Source organism: Nocardiopsis sp. iso_186 (genome assembly GCF_056173365.1).
This window is the reverse complement of sequence record NZ_CM149670.1, coordinates 269,125-295,815: the sequence shown is the minus strand read 5'-3', so window position 1 is coordinate 295,815 and position 26,691 is coordinate 269,125. Positions and strand designations below refer to the sequence as shown.

The 26,691-nt window shown below is 68.8% G+C and carries 22 protein-coding genes; 8 read left to right on the top strand and 14 right to left on the bottom strand.

Features of this window, described 5'->3' with window-relative positions; translation table 11 throughout:
• Positions 1 to 84: 84 nt before the first annotated feature.
• The 5 genes from AC0VYP_RS01360 to AC0VYP_RS01340 all read right to left on the bottom strand — a co-directional run bounded on the left by AC0VYP_RS01360 (position 85) and on the right by AC0VYP_RS01340 (position 3,267).
• Positions 85 to 567, bottom strand: a complete 483-nt coding sequence (locus AC0VYP_RS01360) for a hypothetical protein (RefSeq protein WP_475472126.1) — start codon at positions 565 to 567, stop codon at positions 85 to 87.
• 158 nt (positions 568 to 725) lie between these two features.
• Complete coding sequence (locus AC0VYP_RS01355; protein ID WP_475472125.1) at positions 726 to 1,964, bottom strand: phospholipase D-like domain-containing protein; 1,239 nt, start codon at positions 1,962 to 1,964, stop codon at positions 726 to 728.
• Positions 1,965 to 2,107: 143 nt separating this feature from the next.
• On the bottom strand, positions 2,108 to 2,485 hold the full coding sequence (locus tag AC0VYP_RS01350; RefSeq protein ID WP_475472124.1) for a hypothetical protein: 378 nt from the start codon (positions 2,483 to 2,485) through the stop codon (positions 2,108 to 2,110).
• Between the two features lie 53 nt (positions 2,486 to 2,538).
• A complete protein-coding gene (locus AC0VYP_RS01345) occupies positions 2,539 to 2,790 on the bottom strand; it encodes a hypothetical protein (RefSeq protein WP_285761596.1) in 252 nt (83 codons plus the stop codon).
• A gap of 159 nt (positions 2,791 to 2,949) precedes the next feature.
• On the bottom strand, positions 2,950 to 3,267 hold the full coding sequence (locus AC0VYP_RS01340) for a hypothetical protein (protein ID WP_285761597.1): 318 nt from the start codon (positions 3,265 to 3,267) through the stop codon (positions 2,950 to 2,952).
• 591 nt (positions 3,268 to 3,858) lie between these two features.
• Here AC0VYP_RS01340 and AC0VYP_RS01335 point away from each other — a divergent pair.
• Genes AC0VYP_RS01335 through AC0VYP_RS01325 form a run of 3 tightly spaced genes read left to right on the top strand, consistent with a single transcriptional unit; the run spans position 3,859 to position 6,652 of the window.
• Positions 3,859 to 4,596: a (Fe-S)-binding protein gene (locus AC0VYP_RS01335; protein ID WP_285761598.1), complete on the top strand. Its 738-nt coding sequence runs from the start codon at positions 3,859 to 3,861 to the stop codon at positions 4,594 to 4,596.
• Complete coding sequence (locus tag AC0VYP_RS01330; protein ID WP_475472123.1) at positions 4,593 to 6,023, top strand: lactate utilization protein B; 1,431 nt, start codon at positions 4,593 to 4,595, stop codon at positions 6,021 to 6,023. The genes AC0VYP_RS01335 and AC0VYP_RS01330 overlap by 4 nt, the downstream gene beginning before the upstream one ends.
• Positions 6,020 to 6,652: a LutC/YkgG family protein gene (locus tag AC0VYP_RS01325; protein ID WP_285761600.1), complete on the top strand. Its 633-nt coding sequence runs from the start codon at positions 6,020 to 6,022 to the stop codon at positions 6,650 to 6,652. The genes AC0VYP_RS01330 and AC0VYP_RS01325 overlap by 4 nt, the downstream gene beginning before the upstream one ends.
• Here the strand turns inward: AC0VYP_RS01325 and AC0VYP_RS01320 are convergent.
• Positions 6,561 to 7,076 carry a RidA family protein gene (locus AC0VYP_RS01320; RefSeq protein ID WP_349497229.1) on the bottom strand — a complete coding sequence of 172 codons (516 nt, stop codon included), beginning with the start codon at positions 7,074 to 7,076 and terminating at the stop codon, positions 6,561 to 6,563. The genes AC0VYP_RS01325 and AC0VYP_RS01320 overlap by 92 nt on opposite strands.
• Before the next feature lie 125 nt (positions 7,077 to 7,201).
• Positions 7,202 to 7,687, bottom strand: a complete 486-nt coding sequence (locus AC0VYP_RS01315) for a DUF1269 domain-containing protein (RefSeq protein WP_285761601.1) — start codon at positions 7,685 to 7,687, stop codon at positions 7,202 to 7,204.
• A 530-nt stretch (positions 7,688 to 8,217) separates the two neighbouring features.
• On the opposite strand from AC0VYP_RS01315, the gene AC0VYP_RS01310 reads away from it, so the two are divergent.
• From AC0VYP_RS01310 to AC0VYP_RS01300, 3 genes are all read left to right on the top strand, one after another.
• Positions 8,218 to 8,859, top strand: coding sequence for an OB-fold-containig protein (locus tag AC0VYP_RS01310; protein WP_285761602.1), 642 nt, complete (start codon positions 8,218 to 8,220; stop codon positions 8,857 to 8,859).
• Positions 8,860 to 8,944: 85 nt separating this feature from the next.
• Entirely contained in the window at positions 8,945 to 10,993 is a 2,049-nt protein-coding gene (locus tag AC0VYP_RS01305) for a flotillin family protein (protein WP_475472122.1), read from the top strand.
• Positions 10,994 to 11,000: 7 nt separating this feature from the next.
• Complete coding sequence (locus tag AC0VYP_RS01300) at positions 11,001 to 15,980, top strand: DNA repair ATPase (RefSeq protein ID WP_475472121.1); 4,980 nt, start codon at positions 11,001 to 11,003, stop codon at positions 15,978 to 15,980.
• A gap of 60 nt (positions 15,981 to 16,040) precedes the next feature.
• Here AC0VYP_RS01300 and AC0VYP_RS01295 read toward each other — a convergent pair whose 3' ends face one another.
• From AC0VYP_RS01295 to AC0VYP_RS01270, 6 genes are all read right to left on the bottom strand, one after another.
• Entirely contained in the window at positions 16,041 to 16,562 is a 522-nt protein-coding gene (locus AC0VYP_RS01295) for a cytochrome P450 (protein WP_285761681.1), read from the bottom strand.
• A 563-nt stretch (positions 16,563 to 17,125) separates the two neighbouring features.
• A complete protein-coding gene (locus AC0VYP_RS01290; protein WP_475472120.1) occupies positions 17,126 to 18,475 on the bottom strand; it encodes a cytochrome P450 family protein in 1,350 nt (449 codons plus the stop codon).
• A gap of 375 nt (positions 18,476 to 18,850) precedes the next feature.
• Entirely contained in the window at positions 18,851 to 19,750 is a 900-nt protein-coding gene (locus AC0VYP_RS01285; protein ID WP_475472119.1) for a carbohydrate ABC transporter permease, read from the bottom strand.
• Positions 19,747 to 20,679, bottom strand: a complete 933-nt coding sequence (locus AC0VYP_RS01280) for a carbohydrate ABC transporter permease (protein ID WP_475472118.1) — start codon at positions 20,677 to 20,679, stop codon at positions 19,747 to 19,749. The genes AC0VYP_RS01285 and AC0VYP_RS01280 overlap by 4 nt, the downstream gene beginning before the upstream one ends.
• Entirely contained in the window at positions 20,676 to 22,031 is a 1,356-nt protein-coding gene (locus tag AC0VYP_RS01275) for an ABC transporter substrate-binding protein (protein ID WP_285761606.1), read from the bottom strand. The genes AC0VYP_RS01280 and AC0VYP_RS01275 overlap by 4 nt, the downstream gene beginning before the upstream one ends.
• Before the next feature lie 36 nt (positions 22,032 to 22,067).
• Complete coding sequence (locus tag AC0VYP_RS01270) at positions 22,068 to 23,069, bottom strand: zinc-dependent alcohol dehydrogenase family protein (protein ID WP_475472117.1); 1,002 nt, start codon at positions 23,067 to 23,069, stop codon at positions 22,068 to 22,070.
• Positions 23,070 to 23,278: 209 nt separating this feature from the next.
• Between AC0VYP_RS01270 and AC0VYP_RS01265 the strand changes: the two genes are divergently transcribed.
• Positions 23,279 to 24,190: a sugar-binding transcriptional regulator gene (locus AC0VYP_RS01265; protein WP_285761683.1), complete on the top strand. Its 912-nt coding sequence runs from the start codon at positions 23,279 to 23,281 to the stop codon at positions 24,188 to 24,190.
• A gap of 167 nt (positions 24,191 to 24,357) precedes the next feature.
• Positions 24,358 to 25,749 carry a xylulokinase gene (xylB, locus tag AC0VYP_RS01260; protein WP_475472116.1) on the top strand — a complete coding sequence of 464 codons (1,392 nt, stop codon included), beginning with the start codon at positions 24,358 to 24,360 and terminating at the stop codon, positions 25,747 to 25,749.
• Positions 25,750 to 25,792: 43 nt separating this feature from the next.
• Here the strand turns inward: xylB and AC0VYP_RS01255 are convergent, their stop codons facing one another.
• On the bottom strand, positions 25,793 to 26,647 hold the full coding sequence (locus tag AC0VYP_RS01255; RefSeq protein WP_285761609.1) for an ATP-grasp domain-containing protein: 855 nt from the start codon (positions 26,645 to 26,647) through the stop codon (positions 25,793 to 25,795).
• Positions 26,648 to 26,691: the final 44 nt, after the last annotated feature.

The window sequence follows — 26,691 nt, the reverse complement described above, 5'->3', positions numbered from 1 at the left end:
TCTCGTCGCGACGGGAACGGCTGGTGCCCCGAGCCTTCTGACCCTTCCTCCGTACGGTGAAACTCCGCTGGATGCGGAGCACGGTCACCTGAGGCCAAGCTCCCGGCGCACCTTGCGGTAGGTGCGACCTGGAAGAGGGGAGACAAGGCCTCGGGGAAGGCGCTCGGGCATACGGTTACCGGCTCCGCCCGGCACGTACCTGGCCCGGTCGAGGTCACCGCTGTAGTAGAGGGCCGCGCCGAAGAGGTGGGCGGTACCCACGTTCGTGGGGTGCGCCCACGAACGGCTCAACCAGCAGTCCGCCGCCCACGCCAGTTCCGCCGCGTGGACCGGGTGGCCGAAATAGGCACCGGCGACCTTCGACGCGGGCCCGGTGGTGTCGTCCAACCGACGCCGAGGAATCTCGAAGTGGGCGATCGGAAGAACCACGGTCCGGGGGTCGCCCGAGGCTGCCGTCTTCACGGTGTGGCGGGCAAAGCCGAGTTCCCTGTGCGAACCGGCCCACTTCTCGCACAAGACCCGGGCCCGGGAACAGTGTCCTTCCAGCAGGTGGGGGCCCGGTGGCACGGCTCCGCCTAGATCCGGTCCAGTCATCGATGGCACCCAAGGCCCAGACGAAAGCTTTTCGCACAAGCGTGAGCTGTATAGTGCGGCGCGCGCACCCTTGCCCGCACCGTTTCGTCCCGGGCAGCCGAACCAGCAGGCCGAGTCGCAGCGACCTCGGGTCAGAGCAGGGGGCGCAGCGGAACGAGGACCAACTCGCTGAACTTGGCCACAAGCGGACGCCTGCGCCACTCATCCTCGGTGAGGGGGCGTGCGTTGGCACTGTCCGCGGTGAACACGTCCTCCAGGTGGGAGGCGACGCCGCTGTCGAAAATCTCGACGTTGATCTCGTAGTTGCCGGTCAGACTCAGCCGGTTGACGTTGGCGGTGCCGATCGTGCTCCACTGCCCGTCGATGGTGGCGGTCTTGGCGTGCACCATGGCGTCCTGGTAGAGCAACAGGGTCACCCCGCCGCGCAGCAGCGTGGTGTAGAAACCGCGGGACAACCAGTCGGCGACGACGTGGTTGGAGATCTCCGGCACCAGGATACGCACGTCCACTCCGCGTCGGGCTGCGGCCAACAGCGCCCCCAGGATCTCGTGGTCGGGGATGAAGTACGCCTGGGTGATGTAGATGTGATCCCTGGCGCGGTCGATCGCCTCCAGGTAGAGCGCCCGGATGGGATAGACGAGCAGCTCGGGAATGTTGCGGTGCGCGCGGATCGCGGGGTTCCAGTCGGCGGCGCCGATCGGGTCCAGCCAGGGCTGTCCGGCTTTTCGGTGCGTGTTCCAGAAATCGGAGAAGGCGTTCTCCAGCTCCCACACTGCGGGACCGGCCACTCTCAGGTGGGTGTCGCGCCACTGCGTGGCATAGACCGAGCCCACGTTGTAGCCGCCCACGAAACCGGTGCGGCCGTCCACGGTGAGGATCTTGCGGTGGTCGCGACCGGACTTGCGCACGTTGAACAGCAGAACACCGGGGCGAAACACCGGATAGCAGATGACGTTGACCGGCTGCGGGAAACGGAAGAACTTCCGCGGCACGACGAGGTTGGCGAACCCGTCGTAGATCACGAAGACGTCAACTCCGCGCTCAGCCGCGTCGATCAGCGCACGCTTGAACTCCCGGCCCACCGCGTCGTCCTTGATGATGAACGACTCGAACAGGATCCGGCGCTGAGCACCCCTGATCGCGGCGAGCATGTCGTTGTAGACGTCCTCACCGTAGGTGTAGGTGGTGGCGACGGTCTCGCCCACCGGAAGCGACTTCGGCTTGGTTCGGGGGAAACCTCCGCGCTGCGGACGGAACCGCTTGCGCCAACTGTCGATGCCGATGAGTCCCGCGATCACTGTGATCTGAGCCGCGAACAAGCCGAGCAGCGCGCGCTTGACAATCGTCTTGATGGTGCTGCGTCTCAGCATGTGAAATGACCTCCGGTGCCGCGAATGACGAAACTGCAGCCGTTCTCTGGCTTCACCCGCTCCCGCCGACGGCAGGGAATGGCCAACGCTACCGCGCGGTGACGACTCACGGCTGCGGCATGACGGGGGGTGCCCTCCGGGTCTCACCCGGGCCCGGCACCGGGAGCGGGCACCGGATCCACCGGGGTTTCGAGGGCGGGTTCCTCCTGGGGTCCGGGTGCGGGAGCGACAGGAGGCGCCGGGGTCGCTCCGCAGAGCAGCGTCGGCCGTTTGACCCGGTCGCGCAGAGCGCTTGCGCTGACCGGGTCGTCGGACAGGAGCAGATCGCGCAGATCGTTCAGGTCGGGACCGGTGATCGTGCAGGGTACTTTGCCCCGAGGCGTCCAGACCTCGAACCCCTGACCGTCCCCTTCCGGTTGGGAAGCGGTGGGCTCGTCGGCCACCGCCTCGCCCGCCTCGGGTCCGGTGGTGTCGGCGGCCACCGGACCCACGCAGCAAAGGGACAGGGTCGTCGCAGCCACGGCCGTTGCCGCCGCACCGAAGAGACGACCGGTCGGCCGTACCCGGCGGCCGGTCACCGGGCAGCGCTCTTGACGCTCGTGACGGTCGCGCCGGAGCGACCCGCACGGTAGGTGACCTCGTAGAAGGAGACGGTGCCGTCTGCGGCGACCGAGCTGCGCAGGACGGTCAGCGATGCCCCGTTCCGGTCCGCTTTGCTGGACTTGGTCTCGAACGACGCTTGGGCCATGGCCGCTGCCGGGGCAACGAAGGTGAAGGTCAAAACGGCGAGGGAAACGGCGAAAACCCTGGTCAGGGCTGCGGTCATGGCTGTCTGCTTTCTACTGGTGCGGCTGGGCCCCGAGAAAAGGTCCCGGAACAGAAAGTCCGGCCGTCGCGGATGCGACGGTCGGTAGGGCGATGCAAAGACCGAGCGGACACGGTGACCGACGTGGCGGCCACCGTGTCCGCATCAGTGCTACTTCAGTTAACGGGCAAAGCTGGTGACACCGAAGGTTGCCGCGCCGCGAGGGCCGGCCTTGGTGCCCGACTCGTGGAAGTAGGATCCGCCGCGGCCGCCACCCCAACGGTCGTTGTCCCAGCCGCCTCCCCAGCCGCCGCCACCCCAGCTGTTGCCGGACTTGGCGTAGGCGGTGACGTTGTGGGAGTAGGCCCCGCCCCGTCCGGCGCCGGTGGCGTCCTGGTTGAAGAAGCTGTCGGCCATGGCCAGCGCCGGCGCACCGAAGGCCAGCGTGGGAACGGTGATAGCGGTGAAGGCGATGCGGGCCAGAGTCTTACGGTTCATTACTGGTGTTTCCCTTCTTTCGCGGGCTGACTATCTGTCATCCCGTTGTGCGCCTCCTGCGCTCCGACTCCACCGGAGCGGTACGGCGGCGATCACCAATGGAGTAAATGACCTCGAACCGCAGAATTAACCCTTCGCATCCAAGAAAGCACTGAAAGTAATAATTACCTTCGTTGGCGGCTTATTGGACAACCTCGACCCGAGAGGAAGTGACGCCTGCGCCAGGTCAGGCCACAGTCCTTTGACCTACTGCCTTTTCGACCGATCATGGCCGCCGCCCTCTCGGTCAGGTAGGTGAAATGCGAACCATCCGACCGCCCACCGAGAAGCCGCTCCCCCGCCCGCAGGTGACAGCCGCCCGCTCCGCCCCCACTGCCCAGGGGCGATCAGGGGACACCCGCCAAGGCGCAATCGGGCACCGCAGCCGCCGTCGAATCAGCCGGACCGCACGACCAAAGAAGCAAAGTGATCAGACCAATTGTGGATAGAAGCATGATTTTCTGCCTGATCATGTGCTTAACTACCAATGTTTTTGATAATGATCCGATGACTTTGCGAAACGCGTCGGTTCCCGCACCGGCGAGGAGGCCCATGCGCATCGCTCTTTTCATCACCTGCGTCAACGACACCCTGTTTCCCGGAACCGGGAAGGCCGTCGTGCGGCTACTGGAGCGACTGGGCCACGAGGTGGTCTTCCCCGCTGCCCAGACCTGCTGCGGGCAGATGCACTACAACACCGGCTACCGTCGCGACGCCCAGAGACTGGCCGTGCGTTTCGTCGAGACTTTCGCCGACTACGACGTGATCCTGGCGCCGTCGGGCTCGTGCGCGGCGATGGTGCGCGACAACTACCCGCGTATCGGCGCACCGGGCAGTCGCCTGGACACCGCGGCCACGGCTGTGGCACCACGGGTGCTGGACCTGTCGGAACTGCTGGTGGACGTGCTCGGGGTGACCGACGTCGGCGCCTACTTCCCACACCGCGTCACCTACCACCCCACCTGCCACGGCCTGCGCATGCTGGGCCTGGGGGACCGACCGACCCGGCTCCTGCGTGCGGTGCGCGGCCTGGAACTGGTGGAACTGGAGGGGGCCGAGGAGTGCTGCGGGTTCGGCGGCACGTTCGCGATGAAGAACGAGGCCGTATCAGCGGCGATGGGCTCGGACAAGGCCCGCCACGTCACCGCCACCGGCGCCGAGGTGCTGTGCGCCGTGGACAACTCCTGTCTCATGCATGTCGGCGGCACCCTCGACCGCCAGCGCGCGGGCGTGCGGGTCATGCACCTCGCCGAGATCCTCGCCTCGACCGAGAAGGAGCCCGCACTGTGAGCGGAACGTTCGTCGGCATGCCCGCTTTCCCCGAGGCGGCCTCCGCCGCCACGCAGAACGCCCAACTGCGCCACAATCTCCGCAAGGCCACCCACACGATCCGCGGCAAGCGGGCAGCGGTGGTGAGCGAACTCGACGACTGGGCCGAACTCCGCGCGGCGGGCAAGGCGATCAAGGACCGCACCCTGCGCCACCTGGATGTCTATCTGGAACAGCTGGAAGAGGCGGTTACGGCCGCCGGCGGTCACGTGCACTGGGCCGCCGATGCCGCCGAGGCCAACGCCATCGTCACCCGACTGGTCCGGGCGACCGGCGAAACCGAGGTCGTCAAGGTCAAGTCGATGGCCACCCAGGAGATCGAACTCAACGAAGCCCTGGCCGAAGCCGGGATCACCGCCTACGAGACCGACCTCGCCGAACTGATCGTGCAGCTGGGAGAGGACCGCCCCTCCCACATCCTCGTTCCCGCGATCCACCGCAACCGCGCAGAGATCCGGGAGATCTTCAACCGCACCATGGCCGAGTGGGGGGTTCCGGCCCCCGCGAACCTCAGCGACGAGCCACGTGCGCTCGCCGAGGCCGCACGTGTGCACCTGCGCGACAAGTTCCTCAACGCCAAAGTGGCGGTGTCGGGGGCCAACTTCGCCGTGGCCGAGACCGGAACCCTGGTCGTACTGGAGTCCGAGGGAAACGGGCGGATGTGCCTGACCCTGCCCGAGACGCTGATCTCGGTGGTGGGAATCGAGAAACTCGTCCCCACCTGGCAGGACCTGGAGGTGTTCATGCAACTGCTGCCGCGCTCCTCCACCGGGGAGCGGATGAACCCCTACACCTCCACCTGGACCGGGAGCACACCCGGCGACGGTCCCGGCGACTTCCACCTGGTGCTTCTGGACAACGGACGCACCGACGTCCTGGCCGACGAGGTCGGGCGCCAGTCGCTGCGCTGTATCCGCTGTTCGGCCTGCCTCAACATCTGCCCCGTCTACGAACGGGCGGGCGGGCACGCCTACGGCTCGGTGTATCCGGGGCCGATCGGCGCGATCCTCACCCCACAGCTGCGCGGGACGTCGTCGGAACTGGATGCCTCTCTGCCCTATGCCTCCTCCTTGTGCGGCGCCTGCTACGAGGTCTGCCCGGTTGCCATCGACATCCCCGAGGTGCTGGTTCACCTGCGCGGAAAGGTCGTCGAGGGCAAGGGCACCACCGTTGAACGCGTTGCCATGGGAGCGGCCGGGTGGGTTCTCGGCGACGAGAAACGGCTGGGTCTGGCCCAGCGGGCCGCCGGCAAGGCCCGCGGGCTCGTTCCCAAACGCCACCTGCCGGGACCGGGGGCGGCCTGGACCGACACCCGGGACGTCCCCGACATCCCGGAGGAGTCGTTCCGGGACTGGTGGGCCGGGCGCGGACGGGGGCAGCAGCGGTGAGCGACGGGGCGCGGGAGCGCATCCTGGCCAAGGTGCGTGCGGCGTTGGCGGACGTGCCGCGCGGGGAGGAACCCGAGGACGTCGTGGTGACGCGCGGATACGTCCGGGCACACACCGGGGGCGAACTGATCGGGCTACTGGTGGACCGGCTGACCGACTATCGAGCGGTGGTGCACCGGGTGCCCGCCGCGGAAGTGGCCGAGGCCGTCGCCCAGGCCCTGAAACGCCGGGGAGTGCGGCGGATCGTGGTCCCGCCCGACCTGCCCACGCGTTGGACGGCCGCCTCGTCGGTCGTCGCTGTCGCCGACGAGGCGCTGGCGGTCGCGGAACTGGACGGGGTGGACGGAGTGGTCACCGGCTGTGCGCTGGCGGTCGCCGAGACCGGGACGATCGTGCTGGACGCCGGCGTCGCGCAGGGGCGGCGCGCCATCAGCCTGGTGCCCGACTACCACCTGTGCGTAGTGCGCGCCGACCAGGTGGTGGGCGACGTACCCGACGCCGTGGCCCTACTCGACCCGGGCAGGCCCCTCACCTGGATCAGTGGGCCGTCGGCAACCAGCGACATCGAACTGGACCGGGTGGAGGGGGTGCACGGTCCGCGCACCCTGGAGGTGGTGATCGCGGAGTGAGGAGGGACGGTTCCCCGCCACTTCGACCCGACCGCCCCTCCTGTGCCGTCGGGGACGGGTCGTCGTCCTGCGTTGAGTCGACGACCGCGGTGGCTTCGACCTCGGCGAGCATGTCGGGCTCGGCCAGCGCGGCGACACCCACCCCGGTGAGCGGCGGGAACGCGGTGACGCCCAGCTTCGCCACGGCCCGCGCGGCTCCCTCGACGAACAAGGGCATCTTGTCGGGGGTGAGCTCGACGACGTAGACGGTCAGTTTCGCGACGTCGTCGAAGGAGGCACCGACCTCGGCCAGCACGATACCGACGTTGAGGGAGCACTGCTCGACCTGGGCGGCGTAGTCGCCTTCGCCGGCTCTGCCGCCGCCGGCATCACGGGCGACCTGGCCGGCGACGAACACCAGCTTCGTTCCGGTGGCGACCGACACCTGTCGGTAGAGGTCAACCTTAGGCAGTTTTTCGCCACCGGACCGGACTCCGGCGCTACGCCCGAGGATCGGGCACCGGTGAGCAGCCGAAGCACCCCGGGGAAAGGCGGTGCGGCACACCCGCGTCAGGAAGGCTGGAGTTCGCGCACGAGATCCTCTTCGTTCTCCTTGCTGAGGTTGGTCTGGATAACGGCGGGATTCAGCGGCCGGAACGCCTCGACCACCCGGTCAACCGTGGCGGAGCGCGCCAGGAGGAACACCGCGGCCCTGCCCTGATCCAGTTGACCGCCGATCTGTTTGATCAGGTCGTCGTTGATCCCGATGTCGGTGAGCCTGCCCGCAACGGCACCGGATGCGGCGCCGACGGCCAGGCCGAGGAGCGGGTTGAGGAAGAGCAGGCCGATCAGCGTCCCCCAGAGTGCGCCACCGGCGGCCCCCACTCCGGTGGTGTTGAGAGTCTGGTGGACCCGCGGTTTGCCCTTGTCGTCCTTGAAGACGTAGGCGGCGTCCTCCAACTGGAGCAGTTCCTGCTGGGACAGGTCCCCTGCGATGTCCAGCGCCCGCTCCGCGGTCTCCTTGTCGGCCACGCCCAACACGACGAGGTGGGTCATAACGCGGTCCTCCCGTTTGGCGGCCCGGACGGGCCTGATCGGATTTCCTTGAGCGCTCCTGCCCATCGGCGCACGGGGCTAGCACCACGGCCTTTCCCCGAACGGGCAAAACCCGTCCCCTCTCCGGACCGGGGCGGCGGTCCGGCCTTCCCAGCGCACGGAGCCTGCGGTGTCCACATGCCGGCACCGTCCGATGGCCGGCAGGCGTACCGAACTGTGCCGATTTGCCGGCCTTGATCGGATTTACGAAGCAATCTGGATTTTTCCCGGAACCAAGCGGCACACTCCGGCGTCATAAGGAGTGTGTAAACGTCACCGAGCAATTCGCGGGGACGGAAAATGCGGGCGCTGTCCGCTCGGTCCGGGGTCGTTGGTTCGATCGGCCCCGACCGGGCGGATGACCACTTCCACTCCCGGACCGCGGAGCGGTTCTCGGCAGGGACCCCCTTCCCGGGTACGGCCGACCCGGAACTGGAAACGCGAAAGGCCCAATGGTCCGACCAACGCGGTAGAGGGGCTGACAGGTCTGTATGCGTGACTTCTTCACGGCCGCCCTGGGCTTCCCTACTGTCCTGTTCAGCTTCGCCCTGCTCGTCGTCATCGGCTATTGGGCACTCGTGGTCCTGGGCGGACTCGGCGTGGACTCACTGGATCCCGACACCGAGGGGTTGGCCGACGGCGGCCTCACCGGTTTCCTGTCGGGCATCGGCCTCGGAGGGGTACCGATCACCGTGACTTTGTCCCTCGTCATCTCCGTGGCGTGGTTCGCCAGCCTGAGTGGCACCGCGCTCTTGGACGGCATCGACCTCGGCTCCCCGTTGACGCTGGCCGCCGCGGTACTCGTCCTGGTGATCGCGCTGGTCTGCGCTTGGGCGGCCGCCGCTGCACTGGGGGTACTGTGGCGACGCTTCGTCCCCGACGGACGCGAACCCTCCAAACGCGACTTCATCGGCCGGATGTGCGTGATCCGCACCGGGCGGGTGGACCGCGCGTTCGGTCAGGCAGAAGTCACCGCCTCCGATGGCTCCTCGGCCCTGATCCAGGTACGCCAGAACGGCGACGACCCCCTGACCGCCGGCTCGTCCGCGCTCATCTTCGAGTACGACCGCGAGGGCGCGTTCTTCTGGGTCACGGCCTACGACGCCGAACTCGACCCGCACCGCGCGACCTGAGCGCCCCGGCTTGGCGCGGCCCGCCCACCGCACGGCCCGCCCACCGGCCCCGAAATCCCCTGACCACCGATCGCAAGGACCACGGATGGAAACCATCACCACCGGGATCGGCGTGCTGATCGCCGTCCTCCTGCTCGTCCTCCTGGGGCTGCTGTTCGCCATCAGCCGACTGTTTCGCAAGGTCGAACAGGGCAAGGCCCTGATCGTCTCGAAGGTCAAGAAGGTGGACGTCACCTTCACCGGCGCCGTCGTCCTTCCGGTCCTGCACAAGGCCGAGACGATGGACATCTCGGTCAAGACGATGGAGATCACGCGCACCGCCCACGAGGGTCTGATCTGCCGGGACAACATCCGCGCCGACATCCGCGTCACCTTCTTCGTGCGGGTCAACAAGACCACCGAGGACGTCATCAAGGTGGCCCAGGCGATCGGCACCGAGCGCGCCAGCGACCAGTCCACCCTGCAGGAACTGTTCAACGCGAAGTTCTCCGAGGCGCTCAAGACCGTCGGCAAGCACCTGGACTTCGAGGAGCTCTACACCGAACGCGGGCAGTTCCGCGACCGGATCATCGAGTTCATCGGCACCGACCTCAACGGTTACAGCCTTGAGGACGCCGCGATCGACTATCTCGAACAGACTCCGATGGCCCAGCTCGACGCGGCCAACATCCTGGACGCTCAGGGCATCCGCAAGATCACCGAGCTGACCGCGGCGCAGAACATCCGCACCAACGAGCACAAGCGCCACGAAGAGAAGGAGATCGAGCGCCAGAACGTCGAGGCGCGCGAGGCCATCTACGCGCAGAAGCGCCGCGACGCGGAGAACGCCGCCAACAGCAAGCGCGACATCGAGACCAAGAACGCCACGACCGAGGCCGAGACCGAGATCGTGCGCGCCGACGAGCAGCTGCGGGCGCACGGTGCACGCATCCGCTCCGAACAGGAACTCGGCGTGCAGCGTGAGAACCGGGACCGTGAGATCGCGGTGGCCGAGAAGAACCGCGAACGGGTCATCGCCATCGAGACCGAGCGCATCGAGAAGGACCGCATGCTGGAGGTCATCTCCCGCGAACGCGAAACCGAGCTGTCGCGCATCTCCAAGGACAAGGAACTGGAGGCCGAGAAGCGCGAGATCGCCGAAGCCATCCGGGAGCGCATCGCGGTCAACAAGACCGTGGCCGAGCAGGAAGAGAACATCAAGAAGCTGCGGGTCGTGGAGGAGGCCGAGCGCCAGCGCCAGGCCACCATCATCCTGGCCGAGGGCGAGGCCCAGGAGCAGCTGGTGAAGGACATCAAGGCGGCCGAGGCAGCCGAACAGGCCGCCACACACAAGGCGCGCGAGGAACTCACCCTGGCAGAGGCGCGCCGGCAGGCCGCCGAGATGGACGCCGCAGCCAGTGTCCGCCTGGCCGAGGGCCGTCAGGCCGAGGCAGCCGCCGACGGACTTGCCGAGGTCCAGGTGCGCGAACGCGACGCCGAGGCCCTTGAGAAGATCGGCCGCGCCGAGGCCACGGTCAACCGCGAGAAGGCACTGGCCGAGGCGGAGGAGATCGAGAAGGTCGGTCGTGCCCGGGCTGTCGCCGACCGCGAGAAGCTGCGCTCCGAGGCAGAAGGTATCACCGAGAAGGCCGAGGCCATGGCCACGCTGGACGCCGCCACCCGTGAACACGAGGAGTACCGCCTGCGCCTGGACGCGGAGAAGGAGATCCGCCTCGCCGGGATCGACGTGCAGCGCCAGGTCGCCGAAGCGCAGGCCGGTGTGCTGGGCAAGGGCCTGGAGAGCGCCGACATCGACATCGTCGGTGGCGACGGGATGTTCTTCGACCGGATCGTCAACTCCATCGGCATGGGCAAGGCCGTGGACGGGTTCGTCGCGCACTCCGAGGTCGCCCAGTCCCTGGCCGGCCCGTGGATGAACGGTTCCGCCGACCTGCCCGCCGACCTTTCCCGGCTACTGGGATCGGTGGACACCGGCGACATCAAGAACCTCACCGTGTCCGCCCTGCTGCTGAAGCTGATCAACGCGGGCGGCCCCAACACGGACGGGCTCCAGGACCTTCTGAAGTCCGCTCGGCGCATCGGCGTCGCCGATGCGCCCCTGTCCGAACTCGACACCCGCGCCGTGAAACGGTGACGCGCCGGTGACCGACCTCGTCCAGGAGACGAACAACGACGACCGGGCCGGGCTCGACATGGGCACCTTCGAGGTGCTCCGGGCCCGGCTGGGCGAGCAGGCGGCCGAGCTCGCCCGGCGTGCCGAGTCCCTCAACGAACGACGTCTGGAGGTCTTCGGCGGGACCGAGCTGAAGCTGCTGGGCACCGAGCGCATCCGCACCGAGCACAACTGCGTGCCGCGCGACATCGTGTCGGTGGGCGGCGGTCTCATGCTGTTCGGCTACAACGTCTACATCGGACTCAAGACCGGCACGCACGTCGAGGACGTCTTCTCGCTGCACCGTTTCGAGTCCGGTGCGGACGGCTTCTCCTTCGACGACCCCGGTCCGGGCGAGATGCCGGAACTGCTCGGCGACGAACGGTTCCGGCGCGACTTCTTCGACCTCTACACCTACTTCCGCGATACCCGACTGATCCAGCTGCGCCAGGTGGAAGGAAGGCTGCTGGCGGTTTTCCAGACCGGGCCCAGCCGCTCCGACGTCAAGGTGCTGCGGTGGCGCCTGGATCCCGAAGGAGCGGTCTCCTATCTGGACAACCAGGGCGAACGCGACCACGTGTTCCCACCCCAGCAGGACTTCTCCTGGGTGGAGGCCACCCGGGAGGACCACGTCACCGGACGGCACCCGCACATCTCCATCGACGACGAGTTGTTCGTGGAGACGGTGGGGGGCGACCTCACCGTGAAGGTGGAGAACAACACCGAGACCGGCGAGGGCATCTACAGCGAGCCGGTGGACGAGGCGTTGCAGAGCCTCGCCGACGCCGACGTGTTCCACGCCCGGGTGGGGCCGCTCATCCTGCTGCGGATCCGGCCCTACAAGGAGACCGAGTGGCGCCACCTGGTGTTCAACACCAGGACCAAGGACGTGGCGCGCCTGGACGGCATCGGGCGGGCCTGCCAGCGGCTCCCCGAGGACCAGGGGCTGATCTTCCCCGGGGGCTACTACCTGTCCACCGGCCTGGCCCGGACGTTCGACACCGACGTCACGGACCTGGAGTTCAAGCGCCTGATCCGCTCCCCCAACGGGGAGGACGTGCTCTACGTCTTCCACTCCCCCGCGGACGGCCGCATCCTGCTGCTGCCCTACAACGTGATCCGCAAAGAGGTCGCCGCCCCGGTCTCCTGCCACGGTTACTCGATCTTCGACGACGGCACCATGGTGGTCTTTCGCTCCGCTTCCCAGGAGCCCACCCGGGTGCACCCGATGCAGGTGTGGCAGTCGCCGTACCAGTCCGACTCCTTTGCCGCGGCGCAGCCCAGCGGCACCGGGCCGCTGGAACGGGTGGGCAACGCCGACCTGGTGCGGGGCATCTCCGACGCCCTGTCGGTCACCCGCATGGTCAACGACATGGCCCCCTCGACCCCGGTGTTCGAGGGGCTGATCGCGGCCTGTCGGCGCACCGCGGACCAGTACCACTGGCTGGGCGAGGAGGAACTGCACGATCTCGGCGAACCGCTCGCCGAGGTGCGCACCACCGCCGAGCAGGTGCTGGACGAGTTCGAGAAGGTCCAGACGCTCACCGCGCAGGCCGCGCAGTCCCTGGAAGCGGCCGAGTTGACGGTCGCCGCCCTCGTGCGCCGCGTACGCGGCGAGGCACCCGCCAGCGCCGACGAATGGGTACGCCGGCTCGCCGAACTGCGCCGCGCCCAGGGACACCTGGAGACACTGCGCGAACTGCGCTACGTGGACGTCAACCGGCTGGACGGCATGGCCGCCCAACTCACCGGGGACCTGTCCGCTGCGGGGAAGCGGGCGGTGGAATTCCTGCAGGGCGAGGACGCCTTCACCGGCTACCACCGGGACGTGGATCTGCTCGTCGAGGAGGCGGGAGCGATCGCGACGGTCGCCGACGCCGCCCCCGTCCAGGAGCGCCTGGCCGAGCAGACCGAGGGCCTGGAGATCGTCACCGAGGTGGTGGGCTCCCTCGACATCGCCGACGCCACGGCGCGCACGCACATTCTGGAGCGCATCGGGGAGGTCCTGGGGTCGGTCAACCGGGCTCGTGCGACCCTGGCCGCCCGTCGCCGCGAGCTGCTGTCCACGGAAGGCCGCGCCCAGTTCGCAGCGGAGTTCGCGCTACTGGGCCAGTCGGTCACCGGGGCGATCGCCGCGGCCGACACCCCTGACGCCTGCGACGAGCAGCTGGGCCGGTTGATGCTCCAGGTGGAGAACCTGGAGTCGCGCTTCGGGGAGTTCGACGACTTCCTCGACGAGTTGGAGGCCAAACGCGAGGACGTCTACGAGGCGTTCTCCGCGCGCAAGCAGGCCCTGCTGGACGAGCGCACCCGCCGGGCCGACCGGCTCGCGGAGTCCGCCGAACGCATCCTGGGCAGCGTGGGCCGCCGGGTCGCGGGCCTGGGGTCCATCGACGAGGTGAACACCTACTTCGCCTCCGACGCGATGGTGGCCAAGCTGCGTTCGACGGCCGGTGAACTGCGCGCGCTCGGCGACCAGGTACGTGCCGAGGAGATCGAGGGGCGGATCAAGTCGGCTCGCCAGGAGGCCGGGCGGGCACTGCGTGACCAGCTCGACCTGTTCACCGACGGTGGGGAGGCGATCCGCCTGGGCAGCCACCGCTTCGCCGTCAACACCCAGCCCCTGGACCTCACGCTGGTCCCGCACAACGGGCGCATGGCCTTCACCATCACCGGGACCGACTACCGGTCGCCGGTACGAGCGGAGGGCTTCGACGCGACCCGGCCGTTCTGGGAGCAGCACCTCGTCTCGGAGACCCCCGAGGTCTACCGGGCGGAGTTCCTGGCCGCCTCCGTCCTGGCCGACGCCGAGGCAGGAGAGGGCGAGCACGACCTCGCGGCACTGCACGAGGCCGCCGCGAGCGGCGAACTGGCGGCGATGGTGCGTCGGGCCGCTGAATCCCGCTACGACGAAGGCTACGAGCGGGGTGTGCACGACCATGACGCCACCGTGATCCTGACCGTCCTGCTCGACCTGCACGCCTCGGCCGGGCTGCTGCGCTACCCGCGCGGCGCCAGAGCCGCCGCCCAGCTGTTCTGGGCGTTCGGCACCGAAGAAACCGTCAGGCAGGGGTGGACGGTGCGGGCACGCTCGCTGGCGCGTGCCCGCGCGGTGTTCGGATTCGGCCGGTCGAACGCCATCGCGGAACTGTCCGCGGAACTGTCCGCGGCGGTCGAGGTGTTCCTGGACGCACAAGCGCTGACCGGTTACCGCTCCGACACCGCCCAGGCGGGCGAGTACCTGTTCGAGGAGCTGGCCGCGGACCCGTCCGGGTTCGCCACCGGGACCGGCGCCCGTTCACTGCTGGAAAGGTTCGACCGGGCATTGGGCGGTGCGTCCTCGGCAGCACGGCGGGACTACGAGGCCGACCTGGCCTCGCTGGAGTCCGACCTGGCCTCCCGGCATCAGCTGGTGGAGGCGTGGTTGAGCGCCTACCTGGCCGCCAAGGGCGAACCGGGCGAAGAGGTTGACCTGGCCGAGGCCGTGGCCGTACAGCTGACCGGAGACGCGCTGGAGCGTCATGAGCAGACGGGTGCACTGGGTGCCCGGGCCGAGGGGCTGCTGGGCGCGCATCCTCGTGTGCACGAGCGGTGCATCGCGCTGCGGTTGGACGAGACGCTCTCCCGCACCCGGGCGTTTCGCACCGAACGGGTCCCGGCCTACCGTGCCTACCAGCGGCTTCGCAACGAGTTGGTGGCGGCTGAGCGGACGCGGTTGCGCCTGGAGGAGTTCCAGCCCGCTGTGTTGAGCGCGTTCGTGCGCAACCAGTTGCTGGACGAGGTGTACCTGCCGCTGATCGGCGACAATCTCGCCAAGCAGTTGGGGGCGGCCGGTGACGCCAAGCGCACCGACCAGATGGGGTTGCTGTTGCTCATCTCCCCGCCCGGCTACGGCAAGACCACGCTCATGGAGTACGTGGCCAGTCGGCTGGGCCTGGTGTTCGTGAAGGTGAACGGACCGTCGCTGGGGTATGCGGTCACCTCGGTGGACCCTGCCGAGGCGCCCAACGCCACGGCGCGCCAGGAGGTCGAGAAGATCTCCTTCGCCTTGGAGGCCGGCAACAACGTGCTGCTGTACCTGGACGACATCCAGCACACCTCACCGGAGCTGCTGCAGAAGTTCATCTCGCTGTGCGACGGCCAGCGCCGGATGGAAGGCGTCTGGGAGGGGCGCACCCGCACCTACGACCTGCGGGGCAAACGCTTCGCGGTGTGCATGGCCGGCAACCCCTACACCGAGGCGGGCAAGCGTTTCCGGGTGCCCGACATGCTCGCCAACCGCGCCGACGTGTGGAACCTGGGCGACGTGTTGAGCGGACGGGAGGAACTGTTCGCGTTGAGTTACATCGAGAACGCGCTCACCTCCAACCCGGTGCTGGCACCGTTGTCCACCCGAGAGCGCGAGGACGTACGGCTTCTGGTCCGGCTGGCCCGCGGGGACGAGGGGGTGCGCCCGGACCGGCTGGCGCACCCCTACTCCTCGGTGGAGCTGGACCAGATCCTTTCGGTACTGCGCAAACTGTTGCGGGTGCAAGAGGTGGTGCTGGCCAACAACCGGGCCTACATCGCCTCTGCGGCACAGGCCGACTCCGCGCGGACCGAGCCGCCGTTCCAGTTGCAGGGCTCCTACCGCAACATGAACAAACTGGCGGAGCGCATCGTGCCCGTGATGAACGACGCCGAGCTGGAGGCGGCGATCGACGACCACTACCTGGGCGAGGCGCAGACCCTGGCCTCGGGTGCGGAGGCCAACCTGTTGAAACTGGCGGAGCTGCGCGGCCGGCTGGACCCGGAGCAGCAGGCCCGCTGGTCGGAGGTGAAGGCCGGATTCCTGCGCGCGCAGGCCCTGGGCGGCGCCGAGGACGACCCGATGACCCGCGCGGTGGGCGCGGTGGGTCTGCTGGCCGACCGTGTGGGCGGGGTGGAGACGGCCATCGATCGGGCGTCCCGGCACTTCAACGCCGAGTAGCTGCCAGTCGGACCGCTGGTCCCGCGCCCGTGGCGCGGGCGCGGGACCAGCCGGTGCGAGCTAGCGGGAGTAGGTGACCGGAAGGGTCTGGACGGTGTTGGTCATGATGGAGGCCACCGGGTCCAGGCGGGCGGGATCGCCGTGCAGGGCCAGGTCGGGGAACTCCTCGAAGAGGCGGGGCAGCGCGATGGTCATCTCCTTGCGCGCCAGCGGGGCGCCCATGCAATGGTGCGGTCCGCGACCGAAGGCGAGATGGCGGCTGGGCGGCCGGGTGACGTCGAAGGTGTCGGCGGCGGAGCCGTGGTGCTGCTCGTCGCGTCCGGCCGATCCGTAGCACAGGAGGATGGCGTCGCCCTTGGCCACGTGCACGCCGCCCAGGTCGGTGTCCTCCAGCGCGTAGGAGAAGGGCAGGGTGAACAGGCTGGTGTCCCAGCGCAGCACCTCCTCCACGACCGCGTCCCAGCCGACCTTCCCGCTGCGGACGAGTTCGAGCTGTTCGGGATGGGTGAGCAGTGCGCGAACCGTGTTGCAGATCGCGCCCTCCGTGGTCTCGAACCCCGCGGCCACGAACAGGAACAGCATGTCCACCAACTCGGCGTCGGTGAGCTGGTCGCCCTCGTCGCGCGCCGCGATGAGGGCGGAGGCGAGGTCGTCGGTGGGCGCGGCCCGACGGGCCTCGATGAGCGAACTGAACACGGAATGGATCTCGCCGTAGAAGGCGGCCCCCTCCTCCGGGGTCATCACCGCCGACCCGAACCCCTTGCGTACGAGGGCGACCAGGCGGGGCCGGTCCTGCTCGCCGATGCCGAACAGTTCCGACAGCACCAGCATCGGCAGCGGGAACGCGAACTCCGCCCGCAGGTTGACCGGACCGTCCGCGGCGCGCAGCTGTTCGATCAGCCGGGTGACGATGGACTCGATGGCCGGTTCCATCTCCTCGATCCGTCTGGGGGTGAACGCCTTGGCGACGAGACCGCGCAGCCGACGATGGTCGAGATTGTCGGAGGTGAGCATGTTGCGCAGCAGGACGTTGCCCATCATCGGCCAGTCCTCGGGGATCTCCCCCTCCTGAAGCGCCCGCCAGTTGTCCGACGAACGGGAGAAGGACCGACTGGTGAGGACGGTCTCCAGCTCGGCATGGCCGGTTACCGCCCAGACCACCACCCCTGAAGGAAGCTGAACAGGGACGAGCGGCCCGAGCTCTCGGAGCTCGCGGGCTTGGGCCTGGATGTCGAGGGAGCGGGTGTCGAGGACGTAGGGGAGGCGTCCCATTGCTGTTCTCCAGTGGTTTCTCGGGGGGTGACGGGGGTGAAGGTGACGGGAAGGCTCTGCGGTCCGCGCGAGTACAACGACGGGCCGAGCGTGATCTCCTCCGCGGGGACGGCGAGCCGGACGTCGGGCAGACGCCGGAGCAGCGCCCAGATCGCCGAGGTGACGATTCCGCGCCCGGTGTCGCGGGCCGGGCAGGCGTGGACGCCCTTGCCGAACGAGAGGTACGCCTGGTTGACGCTGTCGAGCTGATGGCTCCCCAGCTTGGGGTCGCGGTTGGCGGCGAGATAGCAGGGCACGAGCCCCTCGCCTGCGCGCACGGGCTGGCCGGCGACCTCGACGTCCTTGGTGGGGAAGCGTCCGGGCATGGCCGCGATCGGGGGGTCGCGCCACAGGGCCTGGTCGATCGCCGCCTCGACCGGGGTGTAGGCCGAGGCGACCTCGGCGCGGGCCGCGTGGTCGGTGAGCAGCAGGCGCAGCACGCTCGCGGTCAGGTTCTTGACCGGCTCGAAGGCCGCGCCGATGAGCAGTTCGAGGTCAAAGGCGATTTCGATGTCGCTCAGGCCCTGTGGTGCCGAGATGAGTGCCGCGATCAGGTCGTCGTGCGGTCCCACCTCGCCCTTGGCCAGCGCGGCGCGTTTGGCTGCGGCGACCTTCGTCCCGTGCTTGACCAGGCGCTGCTGGGCCTGGGTCGAATCGGCTCCGGCGTTCCACTGCTCGGTCATCGACTGCACGACCTGGCCGAACTCCTGCTCGGTCATGCCGAACCAGCGGTTGAGGATGAGGCCGGGAACGACCGCTGCGAAGTCCGCGACGAGGTCGGCCTGGCCGCGCTCGCTGAAGGCGTCGATGGCGTTGTTGGCGAGCCGGGCGGCATCGGTGGTGACACGCTTGGGGGTGAGGACCCGCAGTGCCCAGTCGATCGCTTCGCGGCGGCGTTCGTGTTTGGCGCCGTCCAGGCACAGGGCGTTGAGCCCACCCCGGTCGGAGAACATCGGGTGGATGGCCATGCCGGGCCGGAAGCGGCCTTCGACCTGTTCGGTCCACTTTCCCGAAGCGCGGGGGAAGTTGACGTGGTCGCCCAGGACTTGGCTGAGGGCCTCGTAGTCCAGGACGAGCCAGGCCGCGACGTCATCCTCGAACAGCACGGGGGCGAGGGGGCCGAACGTCGCTCTCAGCCCTTCGACGAAATCGGCGGGGTCACCCCCTTTGGAGAAGTCGGGCATTGGAACGGCGTTCTGGTGCAGGGGACTGTCGAGGTCCTTTGAAACAGACGATTCGGCATTCTGATTCATAGAGGAGAGGAGATCCTGTTCGTTTGGCCGGGGACGGACCCACCTTTCCCTAACTCAGGCTGTTTGACTGCACAGAGTGACCGATTATGGCCGCGTTCGGTCATTTTTCGCCGCATGGGCGATTACTGCGATATGGGGCTGAGAAGCGTCGCGATCCGTCCACGAATCCCCCTGTTCAGGGACCTTTACGGATAAAAGCCGGGGGACGGCTCCATCCCCGGCCCGGGTTCTCCGGTGCGCTCCCGCCCGAGCGGAGAAGACCCCGCCGCGTGGAAGGGCGGCGGGGTCTCCTGCCGGCGGGGCGGCCTACTTGACCGCGCCCATGGACAGTCCGCGTACCAGTTGGCGCTGGGCGACCCAGCCGATGACGACGATGGGCAGCGAGGCCAGCGTGGCAGCGGCGGCGAGCTGAGCCCAGAACAGTCCTTCGCTGGTGATGAAACCGACCATGAAGACCGGAACGGTGGCGGCTTGGGAAGCCGTCAGGTTCACCGCGAAGAAGAACTCGTTCCAGGAGAAGATCATGCAGATAAGCGCGGTCGCCGCGACACCTGGCGCCATGATCGGCAGCATGACCGACCACAGCACGCGGGGCAGCCCCGCCCCCTCCAGTTGCGCCGCCTCGATGATGCCCTTGGGGACCTCGAGGAAGAAGGAGCGCAGCATCCACACCGCGATGGGCAGGTTCATGGCGGTGTAAAGGATGACCAGGGTCCAGACGGTGTCCAGCATCGAGAGTCGGGCGGCCGCCACGTACAGCGGGACCACCACCGCGACCACCGGCAGCATCTTGGTGGAGATGAAGAAGAACAGCACGTCCTGGGTCCGCTTCACCGGCCGGATGGAGAGCGCGTAGGCGGCCGGTACCCCCAGCAGCAGTACCAGCAGGGTGGAGACCAACGTCGCGACGAGGGAGTTGCCCAGATAGGGCAGGAAGTCCGACGCGAACACCGTACGGAACTGGCCGAGGGTCGGCTCGAAGAAGAACGTGGGCGGATCGGTGGCCGCATCGCTCTCCTGCTTGAAGGCGGTCAGCACCAGCCACAACGCGGGGGAAACGAAAAGCAGGGCGATCGCCCACGTCAGGATGGTCAGAGCTGCTGGGCCCAGGCCGCCACGGCGGCGCGGCCGGGCCGGGGTCGGCGCGGACGCACCGGACTTCCGGGCCGGCGTCGCGGTGGGCGGAGCGGGAGCGGCGGTCGTCACGAGATCCCCTCCTGTGCGGACATGAACGAGCGGAAGATGAGCCGCAGTGCGAGCGTGGCCACGATGATGGTGCCCACGACCACGACCACGCCCATGGCCGCCGACTGGCCGATGTCGAACCCGAGGAAGGTCCGCTGGTAGATGTAGAAGGGCAGGTTGGCGCTGGCCGTACCGGGACCGCCCTGGGTCATCATGTAGATCGTGTCGAAGGTGTTGACCACGTAGATCGAGCCCAGCAGCACGCCCAGCTCGATGTAGCGGCGCAGGTGCGGCAGGGTGATCCCGACGAACATCTGCCACCGGCCCGCACCGTCCACCTGCCCGGCCTCGATGACGTCGCGCCCCTGGCTCTGGAGTCCGGCCAGCACCAGCAGCATCATGAACGGGGTCCACTGCCAGACCAGGGCGGTGACCACCGCGACGATCGGATACTGCGACACCCAGTCCACATCACCCAGTCCGAACGGCGTCAGGACGAACCCGATCAGGCCGAAGACCGGATCGAACATGGTGGTCTTCCACAACAGCGCGGTGGCTACCGGGATGATCAGGAACGGCGTGATCAGCAGGGTGCGTGCGACACCGCGGCCGAGGAACTTGCGGTCCAGCAGCAGGGCCAGGCCGATGCCCAGCGCCATGGCGACCAGGACGCAGGCCGACGTGAACACGATGGTGTTGAGCGCCGCACCGAGGAACTGGGCGTCGGTGAAGACCGCCAGGTAGTTGGCCAGGCCGACGAAGGTCTGGGAGTCGGGGCGCAGCAGGTTCCAGGACTGGAGCGAGTAGAAGATCGTGACCAGGAACGGCAGCTGGGTGACCAGGATGGTGAAGATCAGCGCGGGCAGCAGCGGTGCACGCAGCGCCCAGCCCTGGGCTCGCTGGGTGGCGCGGGTCCGCCGGGCGGGCTCCGTGTCGGTCGCGGCGCTCATCGGCCTTCCTCCCGGTAGCTGTCGCCCACGGTCTGGGCGTAGCGCTGGCTCTGCTCGAGCGCCTCGTCAACGGTGACGCGTCCGGCGATGGCCGCGCTGAGCTGCTGGCTGACCCGGGTGCCCAGGTCCTGGAACTCGGGAATGGCCAGGAAGCCGATGCCGGTGTAGGGAACCGGCCGGACCGACGGGTTCTCGGGGTCGGCGTTCTCGATGCCCTGAAGCATGGGGTCGGCGTAGGCTGCGGCGACATCCTGGTACTCGGGTGTCTTGAACGTGGAGAGCCGGTTGCCCGGCGGGACCCGCTGCCAGCCGTACTCCTCGCCGACAGTGCGGATGTACTCCTTGTCGGTCATCCAGGACAGGAACTCCCATGCCTCGTCCTTGTGCTCGGACGTGGCCGGGATCCCGAGGGACCAGGCGTAGAGCCAGCCGCCGTAGTCGCTCCTGGCCACCGGGGCCGGGACGTAGGCGCTGCGGCCCACGACGGTGCTGGACGCCTCGTCCTCGACCGTGCTGACCATGGAGGTGGAGTCGTAGAACATGGCGGCCCGCCCCTGGCTGTAGCGGTTCAGGCAGTCGCCGAACCCGCTGTTGGCCGCGCCGGCCTGGCCGTGGTCGCGGACCAGGTCCACGTAGAAGTTCGCGGCCTCGCGAAACTCCGGGGAGTCGAGTTGGGCGTTCCAGTCCTCGTCGTACCAGCGTCCGCCGAAGGTGTTGAGCACGCTGTTGAAGGGCGCCAGGACCTCGCCCCAGCCCGACAGCCCGCGCAGGCAGATGCCGGCCACGCCCGCCTCCGGGTCGTCGAGTTCGGCGGCGAGCGCCGCCACCTCCTCCCAGGTGGGATTCTCGGGCATCGTCACTCCGGCCTCGTCAAAGAGGTCGGTGCGATAGGCGACGAAGGAGGACTCCCCGTAGAAGGGGACGGAGTACATGTCGCCCTCGTAGGACAGGTCCTCCCGGATGGAGGGGATGAAGTCGGCGTCGTCGTAGCCCTCGGTGGCGTCGATTCGGGGCTGGAGGTTCTCCAGCCAGCCGAACTCCGCCCATTGGCGGGTCTCGTAGTTGCTGATCATGACCGCGTCGAACTCGCCTCCGCCGGTGGCGATCGAGGTGGTGATCTTGGCGCGGGCCTCGTTCTCGGGCAGGCTGACGAACTTCACCGAGACGCCCGGGTTGGCGGCCTCGAACTCCGACTGCAACGAAATGGCGTCCTGCATCTGCGGGTTGGCGACGATGGCGACGACCAGCGTGGTGCCGTCCGATCCCGCGGAGAGCGCGCCGGCGCCTGCGCAGCCGGAGAGCAACACGGCTCCGGTGCCCAGCGCGGCGAGCGAGCGCAGCGTGGTGCGCATCGGGTACTCCTTCTTCCAGGGGGCGGGCGGTACGGGTCAGCCGGCGAAACCCGGAACGACCTGGATCTTCACGCCGGCCCCGGAACGCATGAGGTCCAGCGCCGCGGGGAATTCGGCCAAGGGCAGGGCGTGGCTGAGCAGCGGTTCCGCACTCACCTGCCCTGAGGCGAGGAGGTCGCGGGCGGCACCGTAGCTGTGGAGCACGGCCATCGAGCCCACGACGGTGATCTCGTCGTTGTAGATGCGGAACGGGGAAAGGTCCACGCGCGCGTCGTCGGCGGCGACTCCGAAGATGAGCAGGCGACCGCCGCGCTGGAGCGCGCCGAAGGCGGCCTCGATCGCGGGCGGGGCACCCGTGACGTTGACGGCCGCGTCGAAGCGCTCGTCGTGCAGGTCGGCGACGTCGGTGGCGGTCGCGGTTGCGCCGAATTCCGCGGCGAGCTTGAGGCGGTCGCGGTTGCGGTCCACCATGGTGACATCGGCGCCGCCGCGCTGGAGCAGTTGTTGCAGGAGCAGTCCCATGGTCCCGGCGCCGACCAGGAGGAAGCGTTCTCCGGGCCGCACCCCGATGCGGCGCACACCGTGCACCGCGCAGGACAGCGGTTCGATCACCGCCGCCTGACGGTAGGTCATCTCTTCGGGGATCCGGTAGCAGTTCACCGCGGGAGCGGCGACGTACTCGGCGAAGGCGCCGTCCACGGTGTCCCCGATGGCCCCCCAGTTGGCGCAGAGGTTGCCGCGCCCCGCCCGGCAGAACGGGCAGTGGCCGCAGAAGAGCGACGGGTCCACCGCGACTCGGTCGCCGATGCGCAGGTCGCCGGGCGCGTGCTCGCCGACCGCGACGACCTCGCCGGCGAACTCGTGCCCGGGCACCAGCGGGTAGGGGCTGGGCGGGAACTCGCCGTCCGCGATGTGCAGGTCGGTACCGCAGATGCCGCAGGCTCCCACCCGCAGCACCACCCCGTCGGGTGCGGGCGAGGGGTCGGGGCGTTCGCCGACCGTGATGGAACCGGGCTGCTGGATGATCGCTGCGCGCACGTCTACTCCCGACTAGATCCGCTCATATGAGCGGTAGATCACACATATGATTAATGCCATTGAAAACCCATCCGAAACGCGATGTCAACGTATGATTCACGAATGAGCGGCTTGGTTAACAAATGAGCGCAACTGATCCACAGCGGCCCGAGCCCCCGGGCGAGCCCGTCCAGAAAGCGGAGAAAGCCAAGGCCAAAGGCCCGGCGGAGATCATCCAGGTCTCCACAATCGCCCGCCGGTTCTATCTCGACGGACGCTCCAAGGTGGAGATCGCCGACGAGTTCGGGCTGAGCCGGTTCAAGGTGGCCCGCGCACTGGACATCGCCCGCGAGAGCGGCATCGTGCGCATCTCCATCCAGCTGCCCGCCCAGATCGACGCCGACCTCTCCGACCGGGTGCGCGCCGCCTACGGCCTGGACCGCGCCATCGTCGTGGCCGGCTCCGACGACCCCGCCCAGACCCACCGGCAACTGGGAAGCGTGGCTGCCGACCTTCTCGGGGAAATCGTCGAGGAGGGCGACGTCCTCGGTCTGGCCTGGGGACGCACCATCAACGTCATGGGAGCGGAACTGACCCGCCTCGCCCCCTGCACGACCGTGCAACTCGGCGGGGTCTTCTCCCACCGCACTGGGGACGAGGGTTCGGTGGAGACCGTCCGACGCGCCGCCCAGTTGTCGGGGGGCACGGCCTACCCGATCTACGCACCGCTGATCGTCCCCGACGCCACGACCGCCCGGGCCCTGCGCGAAGACCCCGGAATCGCGTCCGCCCTCTCCCGTTTCGCGCTGCTGACCAAGGCGGTCGTGGCCATAGGCGGCTGGGACGAACAGAGCTCCACGGTCTACCAGAGCCTCGGTCCGCGACTGCGCGAGGAGTACCGGGCCCTCGGTGTACGCGCCGAGATCTCCGGCCGGCTGTTCGACGCCGAAGGAGCTTCGGTACGCACCGATCTCGAAGACCGGCTGATCGGCGTCAGCGCCGATCAACTGCGTGCCGTTCCGGAGGTCATCGCGGTGGCCGGCGGGCCGGGCAAGGCCGAGGCGGTCGCGGTGATGCTGCGCAGCGGTCTGGTCTCCACCATGGTGACCGACGCGGCCACGGCGCGGACCCTGGTCGGTTGACGGCCGCGTGCGCGCCGCCCCCGCGCGGCACCGCCCGCGCATCCCCCGCCGACCTGGGCGGGCGGAAAAGGCAGACAAACGGGTGGTTCGGCCCCTCGTAATCGGTCCGCGACGCGGGGTAGGTTGATGCGCGCCGGACCCCCACTCGTCGATGGAAATGGTGAGCCATGGCGCTGGTTGCCGGGGTGGACTCCTCCACCCAGTCCTGCAAGGTCGTGATCCGCGACGCCGAGACCGGCCGGCTGGTGCGCCAGGGGCGGGCGAACCACCCCGACGGAACCGAGGTCAACCCCGAACTGTGGTGGACCGCGCTGGGCGAAGCACTGGCCGAGGCCGGCGGGATCGAGGACGTCAACGCCGTGAGCATCGCCGGCCAGCAGCACGGCATGGTCTGCCTCGACGAGCAGGGCCGGGTCGTGCGCCCCGCACTGTTGTGGAACGACACCCGCTCGGCCGGAGCGGCCGCCGACCTCGTCACCGAGTTGGGCCCGGAGTTCTGGTCCGGGGCCGTGGGCAGCGTCCCGGTGGCCTCCTTCACCGTCACGAAGCTGCGCTGGCTGGCCGAACACGAGCCGGAAGCCGCGGCCAGGACCACCGCGGTGTGCCTGCCGCACGACTGGCTGACCTGGAAGCTGTCGGGCTCCACCGACCTCGCCGCCCTCGTCACCGACCGCTCCGACGCATCGGGGACCGGCTACTTCGACGGGCGCACCAACCAGTACCGCCGTGACCTGCTGGAGCGGGCCTTGGGCCACGACGCCCTGCTGCCGCGGGTGGCGGGCCCCGTCGCAGCCGTGGGACGTGTCGGCGACGCGATGATCGGACCGGGCGCCGGCGACAACGCGGCGGCCTCCCTGGGCCTGTCCGCCGGCGACGACGTGGTGGTCTCGCTGGGGACATCGGGCACCGTCTTCGCCCGTTCGGCACAGCAGGCCGACGACGCCAGCGGCCTCGTGGCGGGGTTCGCCGACGCAACCGGCGCGTTCCTGCCCCTGGTGTGCACCCTCAACGCGGCCCGGGTCCTGGACGCTGCCGCGCGGATGCTCGGCGTCAGCCTGGACGAACTCAGCAATCTGGCGCTGAAGGCCGCGGCCGGCGCGCAAGGAGTGGTGTTCGTCCCCTACCTGGAGGGAGAGCGGACCCCCAACCTGCCCGATTCCTCCGGTGCACTGCACGGGCTGACCCTGGCCAACTCCACCCGGGAGAACCTTGCGCGGGCCGCGGTCGAAGGGATGCTGTGCGGTATGGCGGCCTGCCTGGACGCGCTGAGCGCGCAAGGGGTCGCGGTGGAGAAGGTACGCCTGATCGGCGGGGCGGCTCGCTCAGAGGCGGTACGCCAGATCGCGCCCAGCGTGTTCGGGGTACCGGTGCTCGCCCTGGAACCCGGTGAACGCGTTGCCGACGGGGCGGCCCGCCAGGCGGCATGGGTGCTGAACGGCGACACCGCACCGCCGCTCTGGACCGAACAGTTGGCACCCCCGAAGTGTTTCGAGGCCCCCGCCAGCCCTTGGGTCCGCGAACGCTACGCGGAGGCGTCGGTGAAGTACCTCAACCGCTGATGCGTGCCCGCCGCCCCGGCCGCCTCCGTGAACCGGACACCGCTCACGGGGCGGCGGTGAAGCTGTGGCGCACGCATTCCAGGTAGACGGCGGAGGCACGCTCGGCGTACTCGGGGCTGAACCGACTGAAGCGCTCCAACGTGATCATGCTGTTGACCTCCAACACCCGCAGCCCACGCGGAGTACTGACCACGTCCACGGCCGCCAGCCGCAGGTCCAGCGCGGACATCGCCCGCCCCGCCATCTCCACCAGCGGCGCCGTCTCACCGGGGTCGTCCACGATCTCCGGGTATGCCCCCAGACCGAGGTTGTGGCGCCATTCCCCTGCCGCAGCCGCCTCATCGCGGACCTTGCGGAAGACGAGCCGCACCGACCCGTCGAGCATGACCACCCGGTACTCCTCGGCGATCTCCTCGAAGGGCGACACCGCGACCGAGCGGTAACGCTCCTGCAGAAGGCTCAATGCCGCGGTGAGCTCCCCGACACCGCCAGCGCGGACGACACCGTTGCCACCGCACTCGGAGTTGGGTTTGACCACGACCGGGAAGCGGTCGTCGCCCAGCGCTCGGAGCAGGAACCCGTCCGGTTCGGTCTGGGCGAAACGCAGCAGGCGGTGCGCAACCGCCGGAACCCCTGCCTCGGCGAGGAGCAGGGAGCACGCCGCCTTGTCCCCGGCGAGCTGGGCGGAGGCGGCGTTGTTGACGGGGAAGTGGTAACCGATGACGTACCTGGTCGTCCCCTCTGCGCTCAACCGGGCGATCCAGGAGTCGGAGCGCCACTCCAACCGGACTCCCAGCGTGTCCGCGGCCGCCTGGAGCTGCGCGGTGAACAAGGGGCGGCGCACGGCGGGCGTCGCGGGGCCGCCTGTGCCGGAGGTGTGGGTCGGCTGCGAGGTCATGTCCGCATCATGCAGGGCCGGTCCGGCCGTGTCGAGGCCGGGCC

Bases quoted from the DNA above. Each gene is read 5' to 3' on its own strand.
- AC0VYP_RS01275 (WP_285761606.1), bottom strand. From the start codon at position 22,031: ATGCGCACCACGCTGCGCTCGCTCGCCGCGCTGGGCACCGGAGCCGTG.
- AC0VYP_RS01305 (WP_475472122.1), top strand. From the start codon at position 8,945: ATGGAAACCATCACCACCGGGATCGGCGTGCTGATCGCCGTCCTCCTG.
- AC0VYP_RS01255 (WP_285761609.1), bottom strand. From the start codon at position 26,647: ATGACCTCGCAGCCGACCCACACCTCCGGCACAGGCGGCCCCGCGACG.
- AC0VYP_RS01345 (WP_285761596.1), bottom strand. From the start codon at position 2,790: ATGACCGCAGCCCTGACCAGGGTTTTCGCCGTTTCCCTCGCCGTTTTG.
- AC0VYP_RS01295 (WP_285761681.1), bottom strand. From the start codon at position 16,562: ATGCTGTTCCTGTTCGTGGCCGCGGGGTTCGAGACCACGGAGGGCGCG.
- xylB (WP_475472116.1), top strand. From the start codon at position 24,358: ATGGCGCTGGTTGCCGGGGTGGACTCCTCCACCCAGTCCTGCAAGGTC.
- AC0VYP_RS01310 (WP_285761602.1), top strand. From the start codon at position 8,218: ATGCGTGACTTCTTCACGGCCGCCCTGGGCTTCCCTACTGTCCTGTTC.
- AC0VYP_RS01340 (WP_285761597.1), bottom strand. From the start codon at position 3,267: ATGAACCGTAAGACTCTGGCCCGCATCGCCTTCACCGCTATCACCGTT.
- AC0VYP_RS01315 (WP_285761601.1), bottom strand. From the start codon at position 7,687: ATGACCCACCTCGTCGTGTTGGGCGTGGCCGACAAGGAGACCGCGGAG.
- AC0VYP_RS01355 (WP_475472125.1), bottom strand. From the start codon at position 1,964: ATGCTGAGACGCAGCACCATCAAGACGATTGTCAAGCGCGCGCTGCTC.
- AC0VYP_RS01290 (WP_475472120.1), bottom strand. From the start codon at position 18,475: ATGCCCGACTTCTCCAAAGGGGGTGACCCCGCCGATTTCGTCGAAGGG.
- AC0VYP_RS01280 (WP_475472118.1), bottom strand. From the start codon at position 20,679: ATGAGCGCCGCGACCGACACGGAGCCCGCCCGGCGGACCCGCGCCACC.
- AC0VYP_RS01335 (WP_285761598.1), top strand. From the start codon at position 3,859: ATGCGCATCGCTCTTTTCATCACCTGCGTCAACGACACCCTGTTTCCC.